Origin of the sequence: Rhizobium sp. NPDC090279 (assembly GCF_044769665.1) — a bacterium.
Lineage (GTDB): Bacteria > Pseudomonadota > Alphaproteobacteria > Rhizobiales > Rhizobiaceae > Rhizobium.
In genome coordinates, this window is record NZ_JBIVYI010000002.1 from 531,713 (window position 1) to 546,085 (window position 14,373).

Genomic DNA, 14,373 nt, shown 5'->3' on the forward strand with positions numbered 1-14,373 from the left:
TCAGCCTGATTTGCGTATCGTTGCGGAGCCGCGTTGCCTTTCGGCTGCGGCCTTTGCCGTCTGTTCTTCCTTGAGAATCAGTTCCTTGGGCTTCTTGCCGATGATCTCCTTGCGACCCTTCCTGGAGAAGGGTTGAGCAAGCTGGGCGAGGAAGCCCTTGGCTACCTTGCCGGTAATACCGATATCGGTCGAGGATGGGCGCGGCGGGTTGTAGAAGGTGCCGAGAAGCTGATCCCAGATCACGAGGTTTTCCCCATAATTCGTATTGCCCTCGGCAAGAACCTTGGAATGATGCCAGCGATGGAGGCGCGGCGTCGAGAATATGAGGTCCAGCGGGCCGGTGCGCATGTCGACGTTACAATGCGTGAGCAGGCCGATGAAGGCCGTGACCGCACCGATCCAGAGGAAGACCGGCAATGGCGCGCCAAGCAGGTAAAGCGGAATCTGGCCGAGCGCGATCTTGAACAGCGTGTCGATGACGTGGAAACGGCCTGTGTTGATGACCCAAAGGCGCTCGACGCTGTGATGCAGGGCATGGAAGCGCCAGAGCGACAGATGCTCGTGCGCCAGGCGATGCGCCATATAGAGGCCAAACTCGGCGACGACGAGGCCGAGCACCACTTGGAATGCCATAGGCCATTGATCCGGCCAGAAATGCGAATGGTAACTCAGCGCCGGCTGCGCCACCGTGGCAACGGCCATCGGGAAGGAGGTTCCGATCGCCGCGGCGATCTGTACGCCCCCCTTGTTCAGTAGCGTGTGGGCGATATCGTTGAACGTCTCGCCATCGCGCTTCTGCCAGGTCTTCTCGTAGGGCATCAACCGCTCGAAAAGAGCAATTACCGCCACCGTCGACAGATAGACGACGTTGAACCAGAGCAGATGCATATTCGACTCGAAGGCGAAATATGCACCGGTCAATCCGGCGCAGAAGATGGCGGGCCACAACAGGGAGGAAACAGCAGCGTAAAGACGCGAACTGCTTTGAAAAGTCATTCCATCGTCCTCAGATTCTGATCGGCGAAAAATTGACGCGTGAGTATGCGCGATATGTAGCGCGATGATTGTGGAGTCGAAAGCGAAATTTTTCCGTTCGCTGGCGACAGGCAGTTGGATAGGAGATCAAGACATGCGGATAGAGCAAGCAGCGGACGAGCATCTGGAGGCGTGGGTACGATTGCGCGCCGAGCTTTGGCCAGATGATTCCTATGAACATCACCGGGTGGAACTGGCGCAATTTCGCGCCAATGACAATGCTGTTGCGTTTCTTGCGATCGATTCTGCCGGTCATGTCGTCGGTTTTGCTGAAGCGACATTGCGGCATGATTACGTCAATGGCTGCGACACCTCGCCGGTCCTGTTTCTGGAAGGCATTTATGTGCGGCCGGAAAATCGACGGGAAGGAGTGGCGCAGGCGCTTTGCCAGGTTGTCGCCGCCGGGGACGGGAGGCCGGCTGCGTGGAATTTGCCTCGGATGCGCTGATCGACAATCTCGAGAGCCACGCCTTCCATGCCGCGCTCGGCTTCATCGAAATCGAACGCGTGGTCTACTTCCGCAAGCTGCTATAGGCTTGAACCGCAGCGAGACATCGAGGCTTAACCGAAAGTCAGCCTGGTCTTCTGATGCCCTGTTACGTCGAAATTCTCAGGGTTCAGCCAGCGTTCGTAGCGGGCCTTCAGTTGTGGCCAATCGGCATCGATCATGGCGAACCAGGCGGTGTCGCGGTTCTTGCCCTTGGCGACCATATGCTGGCGGAAGATGCCTTCGAAAACGAAGCCGAAGCGTTCGGCTGCCTGCTTCGACGGTTCGTTGAGGTTGTTGCACTTCCATTCGAAGCGGCGATAGCCGAGCGTATCGAAGACATAGGATGCGAAAAGGAAGAGGGTTTCGGTGGTCACGCGGCTGCGGGCGATCGTCGGTCCCCAAAGAATGCTGCCGATCTCGATGACGCCATGCGTGTTGTCGATGCGCATCAATGCCTGCCGGCCTTCGGCGCGTCCCGTCCGCTTGTCGATCGTTGCGAAAAACAACGGATCGGCGCTGGACGCGGCTTTCTCGAGCCAGGGAGAAAAGGCGGCGTAGTCAGCCGGTGCGTCCTCGAAAAGGTAGCGGAAGCGATCTTCCGCGCCGGGCGCCTGAGCAGAGGCAAAGAGGTCGCCGCCATGGCGAGCCGCGTCAAGCGGTTCGATCCTGACATAGCGGCCTTCGAGAGTAATCCGCTCGGGGCGAGCCACGCCCTTCCAGTTCGTGAGATCCATGTCAAAATCCTTTGGTCATTAAAATGCAGCTTAGAGCAATTTCAGCAAAAGTGCGAAGCGGTTTTGTCTTCGGAATTGCGTGGAAACAATGCTTTAGCGGAGCCGGCCGGATTGTATCAGCTCGGCGAGGGATTGTGGCAGTTCTATCCCGTCGGGCACGCCGGGAGCCGACAGCGGCGATACCAGACGGCTTTCGACCGGCAGGACGCCGGCCCAGACCGGATGATTTGCCTCGTCGATATCGCCGGGCGGCCCATTGCGGACCTTGGCGGAAGCCTCGTCGATCTTCATCCGCAGAACCGATGTCGCCTTCACTTCCTGCTTGGTCATCGGTCTCAGGCCATCCCAGCGGCCGGGAAACAGGTCTTCGATCAGGCGTCGAAGCGCATCGGTCTTTTCCTCGATGTCGTCAACCAGGCGGGCGGTGCCGAAGACCATGGCCGAGCGGTAGTTGACCGAATGATTGAAGGCGGAACGGGCCAGCACGTAGCCGTCCATGATGCTGCAGGTCAGGCAGACCGGCATATCTTCGGCGGCGCGCAGGAAGCGGCTGGCGGACGAGCCGTGCCAATAGACATGGTCGTCCTCGCGCCAGTGCAGGGTTGGCGTCACATAGGGCGCGCCGTTGATGACATAGCCGACGTGACAGAGAGGTGCGGCATCGAGAATGGCATGGACGTCGGCATGGGCATGGCTGCCACGCTTCGGGCTGCGCCGCACGCGGGTACGCTCGGTGGTCGGATAGGTCTTGGTGTCGGGCGCGCTGAGATCGGCCATGTCTTCCTCATCGATTGTGCATTGATCTCTGTCAGCAAAGAGGTAGGCTATATACAGCCAGTTTTTTGATTTTTAGCAGACCAGTTGAGGTTTCATGGCATCGGTGACGCAATGGCCGGCACTCGACCGGACCTCTGGCGATCTTGAAGGACAAGTCTATCGCCTGATGCGCGACCGTATTCTTCACGGGCAAATGCCGGCGGGGCAGCGCGTGCCTTCGACGCGGACGATGGCCGTCTCGCTCGGCGTTGCACGTTCGACCGTCGTCAATGCCTATGATCGGCTTAAGGCGGAGGGCTACCTGCAATCGACGACCGGCGCCGCGACGCGCGTCGCGGCCTTTCCATCGGCGCCATTGTCCGGGCAGGCGGCAACGCCACTTCCGAACCAGCCGCGAATTACGGAATTCAAGACCGGAGGGTTGTTCGAACCCGGCGTGCCGGATGTGTCGGCCTTTCCCCATGCTGCCTGGGCGCGCTGTCTCGGAGCCCGGGGCCGTTTGCTGCGGGTGCATGATCTCGGCTATAGCGATCACGGCGGCGTCCGCGAGTTGCGCGAAGCGATCCTCGATCACATCGCGGCGACGCGTGGCGTGGCCGCCCGTCCTGAACAGGTCCTGATCGTGCCGTCGACGGGCGCTGCAATCGGGCTGCTTGCGAGCGTGTTGGTCCGCGCCGGCGATGGGAGCGGCGACGTGGTCTGGATGGAAGAACCGGGTTATGCCAGCGCGCAGGCGATCCTGCGGATGGCCGGAGCCAAGCTGGTGCCGGTGCCCTGCGATGCCGAGGGCATCGATATCGCCCGCGGTGTCGGGCCGTCGCCTCGGCTGATCTATGTCACGCCTTCGCATCAATATCCGACCGGCGTCACCATGAGCCTGCCGCGCCGTCTCGCTCTGTTGGAGTTTGCCCGGGCCAATGGCGTGATCGTGCTGGAGGACGATTACGACAGCGAGTTCCAGTATGCGTCGCGCCCGATCGCCGCCTTGCAAGGTATCGATCGTGGCGAGGTGGTCGCCTATATCGGCACTTTCTCGAAGACGCTCGCGCCGGGACTGCGTGTCGCCTATGCGGTTGTGCCCTCTCGGCTCTTGGCAGCGACCGAGGCGGTGCAGCGGCTGCGCGGCGCCATCGTACCTGTTCATATCCAGGCCGCTCTTGCCGATTTCATGCGCGAGGGACGGTTTCGAGCACATCTGAGGCATATGAATGCCATTTATGCGGAGCGTATGGCGGCGAGCGTCGAGGCACTTGACCGCCATTGCGGCAGTCAGCTTGAGGTCGGCGCAGGTGGTGGCGGGCTGCAGCTGGCAGGTTGGTTCAGGGACGCTCGGATCGATGACGTCGCCGTCGCACGCACCATCAATTCCAATGGTTTCGCCTTGCGGCCGATATCGGCACTGCATCTCGGGCCGGCGCGGCCCGGGCTGCTGCTCGGCATCGCCCGCATGGAGGCCCAGGCGGCGGATGCGGCGGCTGCGAAAATTGCCAGGCTGCTGGCGACGGTGCCTGTCAGCGCCTGAGGAACATCACGCGATATTCTCGCGGCGTCATGCCCTTCAGCGCCTTGAACTGCCTGTTGAAATTGGCGAGCGAGCTATAGCCGACGGCATCGCTGATATGGTGGATCGCCTGATCGGTGGAGGAGAGACGGGCGCAGGCGTCGCCGATGCGCATGCGCATGAGATAGTCCGATATCGTCCCGCCGGTATGGCGGCGAAACATGCGGTGCAGGCCCGAGACGCTGAGCGCCGCGATATCGGAAAGTTCATCGAGGCTGATCGCGCGGGCATAGTGAAGGTGCATATGCGTCAACACGCGGTCGATGCGCTCGCGGCTTTCCTTGATGTCAGGCGCCTGCGCCGGCGCGCTTGCGAGCGGCGTCGCCTGCCGATCTTCCGCGACTCTCACCAGAATGCCGAGCAAAGCCAGAAGGCGTTCCACCGGCGGTTTTTCGAAAATGGTTTCGAAGGCAGGACGCACGGCGGCGGCGGTCTCATCCGCAAAGCGCAGGCCGCTGTCTCCGCGCTGTAGCATCGTCTCGATCGACCGGAATTCGACGGCGCCACCTGTCATCTGCAACAGCCATTCGCGATTGAACCAGAGCACCAGCGCGATATGCGGCTGGTGTTCCTCGACCTTGGCGCGCGAGACCCAGCTGTGCGGCAGATTGGGGCCGACAAGAACGAGATCGCCGTTACCATAGTCGCCACTGTGATCGCCGATGAAGCGCTGCCCGATGGAGTTCAGGGTGAGCGTCAGCTCGAACTCCGGATGATGATGCCACTGGAAGGGGATGCAATCGTCGAGCCGGCGGTTCAGCATGCTCCACGATGCTTCCGGCGAACGGGGCAGGACTTCGAGATAGGGCCTCATGGAGCGTCCAGAATACTAGAGAAGCCAGAATAGTATCAGAATTGGCCAGAGCTGAGCAACATCAATGCGAGCTTTGGCGCTACAAGTTTTCCGTCACCCGAAACCAAAGGGGCCAACGAGATGGAGGAAACCGATGCAGCCTGCCTTGAAACGAGACGCTCACCCGACCGCATCCTCGGTTACGACGCAACTGAAGGATATCCAGAAGACCTTGCCGCTCAGGGTGCTGTCGAAGGACGACTGGCAGCATTGGATCACGAAGGGCTATGTAATCGTGCGCCAGGCGGTGCCGGCGGCGAATGTCGAGCGGCTTGCCGACGTTTTGTGGCGTTTTGACGAGAAAGACCCGAGCGACCCCTCCACCTGGTATGCGCCGCAGCGGCGCGAGCACAAGATGAAGGAGCTCAACAACACCGGCATGCTGGAGATCTATAATCACCAGTATCTCTGGGACAACCGCATGGAAAAGCGGATCTACGATGTCTTCGTCGATATCTGGGATCGGGAGGATCTGTGGGTCACCATCGATCGCGCCAATCTCAACCCGCCGAAGAAGGTGAAGGGCAATCCGAACGGCTTCATCCACTGGGATGTCGACACCTCGATCCGCCCGCTGCCGATCGGTGTCCAGGGCGTGCTCAGCCTGAAGAAGCAGGATGGCGATGTCGGCGGCTTCCAGTGCGTTCCGGAGCTTTTCGAGCATTTCTATGAATGGGAAAGGACCCAGCCGGAAGATCGCGATCCGATGCACCCCGACATGACGGGTCTTTCAGCCGTCAACATCGACATGGAGCCCGGCGATCTGATGATCTTCAACTCGCTGCTGGCGCACGGCGTCCGTCCGAACCATTCGGACAATCGCGTTCGCATGGCGCAATATATCTCCATGCATCCGGCGGAATTCGACAATGTCGCCGAGCGCGACGAACGCATCCGCCTGTGGCGGGAGCTGGATTCTCCGAAGCGCGACGCCTTTCCGGGCGACCCCCGCGAATGGGAAAAGCACAATGCGACCACGGCCGAGCTGACGCCGCTCGGCGAGAGGCTGCTGGGTCTCAAGCCCTGGTAAGCGTAAGGATCGAGTTCTTGAAAGACATCGAGCGGCCATGGGCCGCTCGATTCAGTTATGGCGATGGGAAGCCGTCAGACTTCATTCCAGCGGCGGATGACCGGCTCGGTCAGGTCGTGTTCGTAGCCAAGCACGCTGATGCTTGTCGTATCGAGGACCAGATGCGCGCCGCCTTCCGGCGGCAGACCGACCCAGCGGGCGGCAAAGACGCGCAGGAAATGGGCGCTGGAGAAAATCAGGACGGAACCCTCGATGCCACGAAGTTCACCGATGATCCGATCGGCGCGTGCGCCGACATCGGCGGCCGTCTCGCCATTCGGGCAGCCGTCGCGAAAGACCTGCCAGCCGGGTCGTTCGGCAAGGATCGCCTTGGTGGTGACGCCCTCATAGGCGCCGTAATCCCATTCCGCCAGATCGTCCTTGACGATGCGCCGGTCGCCGAAGCCGGCCAAAGCGCAGGTGTTTTGCGCGCGCTGTGACGGGCTCGACCAGACGGCGGCGAAGTCGATGGCGGGCAGGCGGCCCGCAACCTTGCGGGCGGCGTCCTCGCCGGCAGCGGTCAAGGGAATGTCGGTGCGGCCCGTATGCCTGCCGGAGAGGCTCCATTCCGTCTGTCCGTGTCGTACGAGATAGACTTCGGGGTAGGCGCTACTCATGCCGTTGCTCCTTTTCGCTTGGCGTGCGAAATTCTTCGCATCTGCGAAGGGTTCTGTCGAGAGTTAAGGCTGTTTGGCAAGTGGCGTGACAACCCTCTGCAAATCCAAGCTCTTGCAGAGGGTTTTGAATCTCACCGCTTCACGGCGCGGCGGACGCTGTAAAGCAGGATAGCGAGGCAGCCGATCAGCAGGAGAAGCGCGCCCGCGAGCGGCGGCATGGCGAGAAACTCCACCGCTCCGGCAATGGCGAGAATGAGGACGAGGCAGAGCGTGGCGAGGCTGCCGTCGTCGATGAACATGCCGATGAGCTCGGACAGGGCGATGCGCAGGACGGTCATTGGGTTGCCTTTGCTGTCGGGTTGCCGCGCAGGCCGCGGACGATGGCATAGGAGGTGAGCGAGACGATCGCGAAGATGGCAATCAGGGCGAGATCTTCTCCCGGCCAATGCGCGCCGATGCCTTCGCCGGTCCAGAAGATGCCAAAGCTGGTGAGCATGAGGCCGACGACGAATTTGAGGGTATTTTCCGGCACAGTGGCGAGCGGGCGATGGACGAATAGTCCGATCAGCATGACGATCGCGACGGCGGCAAGCGCGCCGAGGCCGGCATAGAGCGTCAGGCCATGCGCACCGCCAACGGCGATAACGATGAAGACCACTTCGACACCCTCCAGCAGCACCGCCTTGAAGGCGGCGAGGCCGGCGAGATAATCGGCTCGACGATCCGCGGACTGCGCCTGCAATGCAGCCGTCTCTTTCGAGAAGGCCGCTTCCTCATCATGCAGGGCGATGACGCCGAGCGAGCGGAGAATGGCTTTGCGCAGCCAGCGCATGCCGAAAAGGATGAGGAGAACGCCGACGACGAATTGCATCGTCCCGATCGGTATCAGCGCCAGCAGCGGTCCGAAGATGAGAACGAGGGCGGCAAGCACGGCCAAGGCAAGCGCCGCGCCTGTCAGTGCCGGACGCCAGCTTCGCGTGACGCCGACGGCAAGGACGATGGTGAAGGCTTCCACGACCTCGACGAACGAGGCGAGGAACGATGCCGTCACAGTGGAGAGAATAGGTGTGAGGCTGTTCATGAAATGATTCCCGAATGACGATTAGGGCTTTGAATTCGAAAGATGTTTTCCGGGCGGCTGTTGTTCATCTCTTGGATGAACTCATGCCTGGACGAACATCGATGCGACATGCGTGCTTTGGCTGCGATGATCGCGATCGCATTCACTTTCGTTTCCTCGTGCCGCGCTTGTTCCATGCCTTGTCGATGGCGCCGCGCAGCTGGCTGAGCTGATCGAGGCTGTCGATGGCGGCATCCTTACCCTTTGCGGCGAGCGCGACGATCAAGGCTTCGATCAACACCATTGTCCCGCCGTGCATGGCGAGGTGGCCGGCATTGCCGCGCGGCGCGGGCAGGACTTCAGTCACCTTGTCGGCAATCAGCAGGCCAAGGTCGTCGCTGACCAATATGACCGGCACGTCATGCTTGCCGGCCTGTTGGAGCAGTACTTCGACCTCGCGATAAAGTGGCGCATAGGCGATCATCAGCACCACGTCGCCCTTGCCTATTGAGAGCAGGCGATCCGCAAGCGCGATGCCGGATACCGAGAGCGCATTGGTCGGCAGGCCGATGCGGTTGAACTGCAGGCTGGCATAGTCTGCGATGGCGCCCGAAGGGCCGATGCCGAAGACATGGCGCCGGGCAGCACTTGCGAGACTGTCGACGCAGCGTTCGAAGCTTGCGGCAAATTCCTCACGTCGCAGAACATCCAGGGCCTGTTCGTGCATGCCGATGACATGGCGAAGCGCGTCGCCGGCCTGGCTGCCCGTTTGAGCCAGCGTGCGCTCCATCCGTGTTCCGGGGGAAGGCGTTCCCGTCAGCTCCGTAAGCAATGCTGCCCGCAGCGTCGACAGGCTTTCGAAGCCGAGGGCGCGAGCGGTGCGTACGACGGTGGCATCGCTGGTGCCGGCGAGCTGCGCGATCTGGGCCGCCGAATTCAGCAACGCGGCCTGCTTCTGGTCGACGAAGAAGCGGGCGATGCGCTGTTCCGCAGGTGCGAGCGTCTCGATCAGGCCGAGAACGCGGTCGTCGAAAGTGGGGGGCTTTTGTGTCTTCTCTGCCATTGAATATGTTCGATATGTAGTAAATGCTACCGATACTGGTATCTGTAGCATTTACTTCAAAAAGATGACAGCAAAAAACAGCGGGCGCCTCGCTGTGCTGCGAAGCGCCCGCATTTGATCGAAAGGCGAGAAGGGATATCCGGCCGAGCTTATGCCGTCAGCGCAGCCCGCACCGCCGGAATCACTTTCTGACCGTAGAGTTCGATGCAACGCAGCATCTTGTCGTGGCCGAGCGCGCCGGCGCTGTATTTCAGCTGGAAGCGGCTGATGCCGAGCGTCTTGACGACCGGGGCGAGCTTGGCGGCGACCGTTTCCGGCGAGCCGACATAGAGCGAGCCCTTCTCGATTTCGTTGTCGAATTCCGCCCGCGTCATTGGCGGCCAGCCGCGCTCGCGGCCGATGCGATCGCGCATCGCCTTGAAGCATGGCCACAACTCTTCGCGCGCCTGCTCGTCCGTCTCGGCGATGTAACCCGGCGAATGGATGCCGATCGGCCGCACGGGCCTGCCCATCTGCTCGAAAGCGCGGTGATAGAGATCGACATAGGGCTGGAAGCGATAAGGGCTGCCGCCGATGATCGCCAGCATCAGCGGCAGATCGTAGTGCGCGGCACGCACCACCGATTCCGGGCTGCCGCCGACGCCGATCCAGGTCTTCAGTTGACCGCTTTCGATCGTCGGGAAGACGTTCTGATTGCGCAGCGGCGGGCGAATGCTGCCCTGCCAGTTTACCGGCTCGTTCTTGAGCAGAGCCGCGAACAGGTCGAGCTTTTCCTCGAACAGCTGCTCGTACTGCGACAGCTCGAAGCCGAACAGCGGGAAGGATTCCGTAAACGAGCCGCGGCCGAGAATGACTTCGGCACGGCCGTTCGAAACCGCGTTGAGGCTGGAGAAGCGCTGGAACACACGGATCGGGTCGTCCGAGCTCAGCACGGTTACGGCCGATCCCAGATGGATTTTCGATGTGCGGCTGGCGATGGCCGCCAGAATCGTCTCTGGCGAAGAGACTGCAAAATCCTCGCGGTGATGCTCGCCGATGCCGAAGAAGTCTATGCCGAGCCGATCGGCAAGCACGCCCTCTTCGACGACGTTGCGCAGCACCTGCGCATGCGGCAGCGGCGTGCCCTTGTCGTCAAAGGTCACATCGCCAAAAGTATCTAGGCCGAATTCGACATGGTTTGTCGTCATGATTTTTCCTGTCATGTGTCGAAATGATGTTGAGCATGCATGTAGTGTCGCTCCCGATCCTCGACTACCCGGAAAGTTTCGGCCGAAATCTTCGATGAATTCGATATGCGAGGCCGGCCGCCGGCGTTGCCTTTGGGGCGGCTGCCGCCAATATTAGCCTTGGCGACACCAGGTCGTTTAGACCTAAATGGAGGAAACAAATGAGCGTGCTGAAAAAGATCAATCTTACCAAGGCTTTTGCAGCATTCGACGAGACATGGAGTCCACGTATCGGCGGCGACATCAATGATTTCCAGGTCAAGCTCGTGAAACTCGATGGTGCCTTCCACTGGCATCATCATGAAGAGGAGGATGAGCTATTCCTCGTCGTCAAGGGCACGCTGCGCATGAAGCTGCACGATGAAAATGGCGGCGACATCGTCCTTGGGCCGGGCGAATACATCATCGTTCCACATGGGGTGGAACATTGCCCGGTTGCCGAACCAACCTGCGAAGTGGTGCTGTTCGAGCGCAATACGACGCTCAATACCGGCACTGTCGAAAACGAGCGGACGATCCGCGAGCCCAAGCGTCTTTGAGCGATCCCGATGTCTGGCGGCTCCTTTTTGAATAGGGAGCCGCCGGACATCGGATAGCCTATCAGTTCAGCGCCAGTTTGTTCGATGGCGTGCGGCAGGCCGCGAAGACGTCCAGGTTCGGATCGTAGACCTTCGTGGATATGTCCATCATGCCGAGAATGCTGTGAAAGATATTGTCATGGGAGTAGGTGCCTTCGGAAGCGCGCTTCGAAAGGCAGGTCATGTCGAAACCGGCAGCTTTGGCGAGATCGTCGGCCATCCAAACCAGCATCGGCACATGCGTCTGCTGCGCCGGCGCGATGATATAGGGCGCGCCATGCAGATAGATGCCGTTCTCGCCGAGGGATTCGCCATGATCCGAAAAATAGAGCACGGCGCCTGATACCGAATTCGAACGCTGCTTCAGCTTATCGATGACCATCGAGACGACGTGATCCGTGTAGAGGATCGTATTGTCGTAGGCATTGGTGATTTCCTCCTGCGAACAGGAGCTGAAGTCGTTGGAACGGCAATCCGGCCGGAACCGGCGGAACTCCTCCGGATAGCGCTGATAGTAGGCGGGACCGTGACTGCCGAGCTGGTGCAGCACCAGCACGCTGTCGCCCTTCACCTTGTCGAGCCAGCCGTCGACCTTGTCGACGAGGATTTCGTCCTTGCACTCGCCATCCTTGCAGAAGCGCGGATCGGCTGATGGCGGCAGATAGGTGTAGGAGACGCGATTGGTGACATCGTAGCTGCCGGTGTCGTTGTCGAGCCAGGTCACATCGACCTTTGCGTGGGTCAGCACGTCGAGCAGGTTCTCCGTCTCAAGTCCCTTGCGATGTGTGTACTGCCCACGGGTGTAGACCGAGAACAGGCAGGGTATGGAGGTTGCCGTCGCCGTTCCGCAGCTGCTTGTGTTCGGGAAATAGACGACGTTGCGCTTCGCCAGTTCGGGGTTGGTCATCTTGGGGTAGCCGCCGAGTGAGAAGTTCTGCGCGCGAGCTGTCTCTCCGGCGACGATGATCGTGACGCGCGGCTTGCCATTGTCGACCACGCCGACCCTGCGGGCATCCATGCCCAACGGTTGTGCGACAACGTTTGCATTCCTTTGCGTATCGATGACGTAACGCACCGCGCTGGCGATCGGGATCACCGGATTAAGGGTATCCATCAAGTCTCGGTGCGCGCGGCCGACGCCGGCATAAGTCTTGTAGAAGGTTGTTCCGGCGATGACGAGGATCGCCGAGCAGGTGAGGATGACTGCGGTATTGTAAGCGAGCTTCTTCAGGATCGTGCGATGGACGATCCGGACCCAAACGATGACGAGCGACGGCAAGACACCCGTCAGCAGAACATAGGTGACGAAGCGCGTCGTGATCAGATGGGCGCTTTCCGCGCCCGTGGAAACGGCCGCATTGCGGATCATCTCCTTATCGATGATGACGCCGAACTGGTCGTTGAACCAGGAGGACACTGACGCCACCAGCACGAAGAAGATCAGGACCGGCTTCGTGACGTATTTCGCGGAGAAGAGCGTGAAGAGCGCCATGATCGCCGCGGAGATACCGATAACGAAGGCAGCGAAGGCTGCAGGATCGGCGATGAAATAGCCGTAGGCCTTGGTCCAAAACATCCGATTTGTCACAAGAAGTACATAAAGAGTGGCTATGAAACAAAGCGTGACGCTACCGATGGCTGGCCTGACTATCTGTCGGCCAGATGGTGCATTTTCATTGGTCAATGGTCGTCTCCGAGGCATAGGCTATCGGCTGGGCGCCGGGAAGCCCACTACTGCAGGGTGTGCTTCGGCTGTTAAAGCCGGCCACCATGGTCACCAATCCTGACATTTACCTGAACGCCAAGTTCTTGTGCAGGGCTATTTCGGGCCGGATTCCGATTATCTCCCCTTTTTACCGACCTCAGACCTAGGGTTCAGGTCGCCGTCAGAAATAGGCATCATAGCTGCATGATTGCAAATGGGGACGCAATCGTGCGACTTCTACTGGTCGAAGACAATACACTGATAGGCAATGCCGTGCAGGACCATCTGCATGCGGACGGCTGGTCTGTTGACTGGTCCATGGATTTGGAGTCCGCAAGGGTCGCCGTTGCCGCGGAAGCTCACGATGTGATGCTTCTCGACCTTCGATTGCCCGATGGAAGCGGCCTCGAACTGCTCAAGCTCATGGAGGCGCGCGGGGACGCGACGCCGGTTATCGTCATGTCGGCCTATGATCAGCTGTCGGACCAGATAACGGCCATGAATATCGGCGCCATCGACTATCTCGTGAAGCCCTTTGCGCTGACCGAAATGGCGGTTCGTGTGCGCAAGGCAGCCAGGCGGCAGCGGCTGATCCGTATGCGCAATGCCGGCTGAGAAGGACCGCCTTCAGGATTGGGCCGGCGCTCCCGATCGCAGGAGATCGATCAGCGCCAAGGCGGCGGCAAAGACCACCAGAGACAGTAGCCAGCCGAGGACAGCGTCCGACAGGTAATGAGCTCCGGTCATGACGCGCATGACCGGCATCATGATCGAGACGATGGCGAGCGGGATGCCAAGCGGGAGCCGCAGGCGCGGAGGCAGCAGCACGACAAGGCAAAGCAGCCAGCCGCCGGACGATGCTTCACCGGAGACGAAGGAACAGTTTCCAACGCAGCGGCCGGCAAACGAGCCTGCCTGGACGAAATCCAGCGAGCCGCCGAAGAGATCCGTGCTGCGCGGCCTCGGCCTGCCGCCATAGCTCTTGAGCAGCGTGTTGACGATGAGACCGCAGCCGATGGCAAGCGATATTAGCGCGGCAATGCCCCGGTCCGTTTCCAGCGTCCGCCAGCGTACGCCGTATTTGCGCCGGCGCGAAATCAAGGTGGCGATCAGGACGACGATCGCGATGTAGGGCAGTGCGAGCGTCACATCCCGCATGATCTCGAGAAGAGGGTTCTTGGCTAGAGCAAAGACGCCGCAGACGTCGCCGGGAATGACGGCCGATGCACAGGGCGCGGTGGTAAAGACACTCTTGGCAACGATGAGATCGATGTCGGGAAAATAATGGAAGACGAATAGCAGCAGCCACCAAAGCGCAAACAAAGCGATAAGCACGAAAAAGGATCGGCCGACCGGCGTGATCCGTTTCGTATAGGCAATGGAATTATCGTACATCGGGAAGGTCGGCCACTTTCCGAACAGGTTCAAAATCAGTGCCCGCCTGCGTTGCGCAAACACGAAGGCGGCCACCATCAAGCGTCTTTTATGACGGCAACCTGACGGCAACCTGAAGTTCAAATGGTCGAGACAATCGATTGCGGCGCCGCCTGTCCGTCTGGCCGACGCCGGCGGGTTGATCGTGCCGTCTTTTATCCGTCAGAGAGG

The 14,373-nt window shown here is 60.4% G+C and carries 15 protein-coding genes and 1 pseudogene; 5 read left to right on the plus strand and 11 right to left on the minus strand.

Annotated elements, in window-relative coordinates; translation table 11 throughout:
* Positions 1-996: a sterol desaturase family protein gene (locus ACIQWP_RS06685; protein WP_402783869.1), complete on the minus strand. Its 996-nt coding sequence runs from the start codon at positions 994-996 to the stop codon at positions 1-3.
* 133 nt (positions 997-1,129) lie between these two features.
* Between ACIQWP_RS06685 and aac(6') the strand changes: the two are divergent.
* Positions 1,130-1,569: pseudogene (gene aac(6'), locus ACIQWP_RS06690) on the plus strand (aminoglycoside 6'-N-acetyltransferase).
* A 27-nt stretch (positions 1,570-1,596) separates the two neighbouring features.
* Here the strand turns inward: aac(6') and ACIQWP_RS06695 are convergent.
* Positions 1,597-2,259: a GNAT family N-acetyltransferase gene (locus tag ACIQWP_RS06695; protein WP_402783871.1), complete on the minus strand. Its 663-nt coding sequence runs from the start codon at positions 2,257-2,259 to the stop codon at positions 1,597-1,599.
* A gap of 93 nt (positions 2,260-2,352) precedes the next feature.
* A complete protein-coding gene (locus ACIQWP_RS06700) occupies positions 2,353-3,036 on the minus strand; it encodes a pyridoxamine 5'-phosphate oxidase family protein (protein WP_402783873.1) in 684 nt (227 codons plus the stop codon).
* Between the two features lie 94 nt (positions 3,037-3,130).
* Between ACIQWP_RS06700 and ACIQWP_RS06705 the strand changes: the two genes are divergently transcribed.
* Entirely contained in the window at positions 3,131-4,558 is a 1,428-nt protein-coding gene (locus ACIQWP_RS06705; RefSeq protein ID WP_402783875.1) for a PLP-dependent aminotransferase family protein, read from the plus strand.
* Here ACIQWP_RS06705 and ACIQWP_RS06710 read toward each other — a convergent pair.
* Complete coding sequence (locus tag ACIQWP_RS06710) at positions 4,548-5,411, minus strand: helix-turn-helix domain-containing protein (RefSeq protein ID WP_402783877.1); 864 nt, start codon at positions 5,409-5,411, stop codon at positions 4,548-4,550. The two genes, ACIQWP_RS06705 and ACIQWP_RS06710, sit on opposite strands and share 11 nt — an antisense overlap.
* Before the next feature lie 133 nt (positions 5,412-5,544).
* On the opposite strand from ACIQWP_RS06710, the gene ACIQWP_RS06715 reads away from it, so the two are divergent.
* Positions 5,545-6,480, plus strand: a complete 936-nt coding sequence (locus ACIQWP_RS06715) for a phytanoyl-CoA dioxygenase family protein (protein ID WP_402783879.1) — start codon at positions 5,545-5,547, stop codon at positions 6,478-6,480.
* Positions 6,481-6,554: 74 nt separating this feature from the next.
* Here ACIQWP_RS06715 and ACIQWP_RS06720 read toward each other — a convergent pair whose 3' ends face one another.
* The 5 genes from ACIQWP_RS06720 to ACIQWP_RS06740 all read right to left on the minus strand — a co-directional run bounded on the left by ACIQWP_RS06720 (position 6,555) and on the right by ACIQWP_RS06740 (position 10,446).
* Positions 6,555-7,136 carry a histidine phosphatase family protein gene (locus ACIQWP_RS06720; RefSeq protein ID WP_402783881.1) on the minus strand — a complete coding sequence of 194 codons (582 nt, stop codon included), beginning with the start codon at positions 7,134-7,136 and terminating at the stop codon, positions 6,555-6,557.
* Between the two features lie 131 nt (positions 7,137-7,267).
* Positions 7,268-7,474 (minus strand): hypothetical protein, encoded by a 207-nt coding sequence (locus tag ACIQWP_RS06725; protein ID WP_402783883.1) that lies wholly within the window; start codon positions 7,472-7,474, stop codon positions 7,268-7,270.
* Positions 7,471-8,217: a COG4280 domain-containing protein gene (locus ACIQWP_RS06730; RefSeq protein ID WP_402783885.1), complete on the minus strand. Its 747-nt coding sequence runs from the start codon at positions 8,215-8,217 to the stop codon at positions 7,471-7,473. The genes ACIQWP_RS06725 and ACIQWP_RS06730 overlap by 4 nt, the downstream gene beginning before the upstream one ends.
* Positions 8,218-8,359: 142 nt before the next feature.
* Positions 8,360-9,259, minus strand: coding sequence for a MurR/RpiR family transcriptional regulator (locus tag ACIQWP_RS06735; RefSeq protein ID WP_402783887.1), 900 nt, complete (start codon positions 9,257-9,259; stop codon positions 8,360-8,362).
* Positions 9,260-9,408: 149 nt separating this feature from the next.
* Positions 9,409-10,446 (minus strand): LLM class flavin-dependent oxidoreductase, encoded by a 1,038-nt coding sequence (locus ACIQWP_RS06740; RefSeq protein WP_402783888.1) that lies wholly within the window; start codon positions 10,444-10,446, stop codon positions 9,409-9,411.
* Positions 10,447-10,646: 200 nt separating this feature from the next.
* Here ACIQWP_RS06740 and ACIQWP_RS06745 point away from each other — a divergent pair, with 200 nt between their 5' ends.
* Positions 10,647-11,024, plus strand: coding sequence for a cupin domain-containing protein (locus tag ACIQWP_RS06745; RefSeq protein WP_402783890.1), 378 nt, complete (start codon positions 10,647-10,649; stop codon positions 11,022-11,024).
* Positions 11,025-11,085: 61 nt separating this feature from the next.
* Here ACIQWP_RS06745 and ACIQWP_RS06750 read toward each other — a convergent pair whose 3' ends face one another.
* Positions 11,086-12,765 carry a phosphoethanolamine transferase gene (locus ACIQWP_RS06750; RefSeq protein WP_402783892.1) on the minus strand — a complete coding sequence of 560 codons (1,680 nt, stop codon included), beginning with the start codon at positions 12,763-12,765 and terminating at the stop codon, positions 11,086-11,088.
* Between the two features lie 231 nt (positions 12,766-12,996).
* On the opposite strand from ACIQWP_RS06750, the gene ACIQWP_RS06755 reads away from it, so the two are divergent.
* Entirely contained in the window at positions 12,997-13,383 is a 387-nt protein-coding gene (locus ACIQWP_RS06755; protein ID WP_402783894.1) for a response regulator, read from the plus strand.
* A gap of 12 nt (positions 13,384-13,395) precedes the next feature.
* Here the strand turns inward: ACIQWP_RS06755 and ACIQWP_RS06760 are convergent, their stop codons facing one another.
* Entirely contained in the window at positions 13,396-14,241 is an 846-nt protein-coding gene (locus ACIQWP_RS06760; RefSeq protein WP_402783896.1) for a phosphatase PAP2 family protein, read from the minus strand.
* Positions 14,242-14,373 lie beyond the last annotated feature (132 nt).

Bases quoted from the DNA above. Each gene is read 5' to 3' on its own strand.
- ACIQWP_RS06730 (WP_402783885.1), bottom strand. From the start codon at position 8,217: ATGAACAGCCTCACACCTATTCTCTCCACTGTGACGGCATCGTTCCTC.
- ACIQWP_RS06720 (WP_402783881.1), bottom strand. From the start codon at position 7,136: ATGAGTAGCGCCTACCCCGAAGTCTATCTCGTACGACACGGACAGACG.
- ACIQWP_RS06750 (WP_402783892.1), bottom strand. From the start codon at position 12,765: ATGCCTCGGAGACGACCATTGACCAATGAAAATGCACCATCTGGCCGA.
- ACIQWP_RS06740 (WP_402783888.1), bottom strand. From the start codon at position 10,446: ATGACGACAAACCATGTCGAATTCGGCCTAGATACTTTTGGCGATGTG.
- ACIQWP_RS06725 (WP_402783883.1), bottom strand. From the start codon at position 7,474: ATGACCGTCCTGCGCATCGCCCTGTCCGAGCTCATCGGCATGTTCATC.
- ACIQWP_RS06745 (WP_402783890.1), top strand. From the start codon at position 10,647: ATGAGCGTGCTGAAAAAGATCAATCTTACCAAGGCTTTTGCAGCATTC.
- ACIQWP_RS06700 (WP_402783873.1), bottom strand. From the start codon at position 3,036: ATGGCCGATCTCAGCGCGCCCGACACCAAGACCTATCCGACCACCGAG.
- ACIQWP_RS06695 (WP_402783871.1), bottom strand. From the start codon at position 2,259: ATGGATCTCACGAACTGGAAGGGCGTGGCTCGCCCCGAGCGGATTACT.
- ACIQWP_RS06685 (WP_402783869.1), bottom strand. From the start codon at position 996: ATGACTTTTCAAAGCAGTTCGCGTCTTTACGCTGCTGTTTCCTCCCTG.
- ACIQWP_RS06705 (WP_402783875.1), top strand. From the start codon at position 3,131: ATGGCATCGGTGACGCAATGGCCGGCACTCGACCGGACCTCTGGCGAT.
- ACIQWP_RS06715 (WP_402783879.1), top strand. From the start codon at position 5,545: ATGCAGCCTGCCTTGAAACGAGACGCTCACCCGACCGCATCCTCGGTT.
- ACIQWP_RS06760 (WP_402783896.1), bottom strand. From the start codon at position 14,241: ATGGTGGCCGCCTTCGTGTTTGCGCAACGCAGGCGGGCACTGATTTTG.
- ACIQWP_RS06710 (WP_402783877.1), bottom strand. From the start codon at position 5,411: ATGAGGCCCTATCTCGAAGTCCTGCCCCGTTCGCCGGAAGCATCGTGG.
- ACIQWP_RS06735 (WP_402783887.1), bottom strand. From the start codon at position 9,259: ATGGCAGAGAAGACACAAAAGCCCCCCACTTTCGACGACCGCGTTCTC.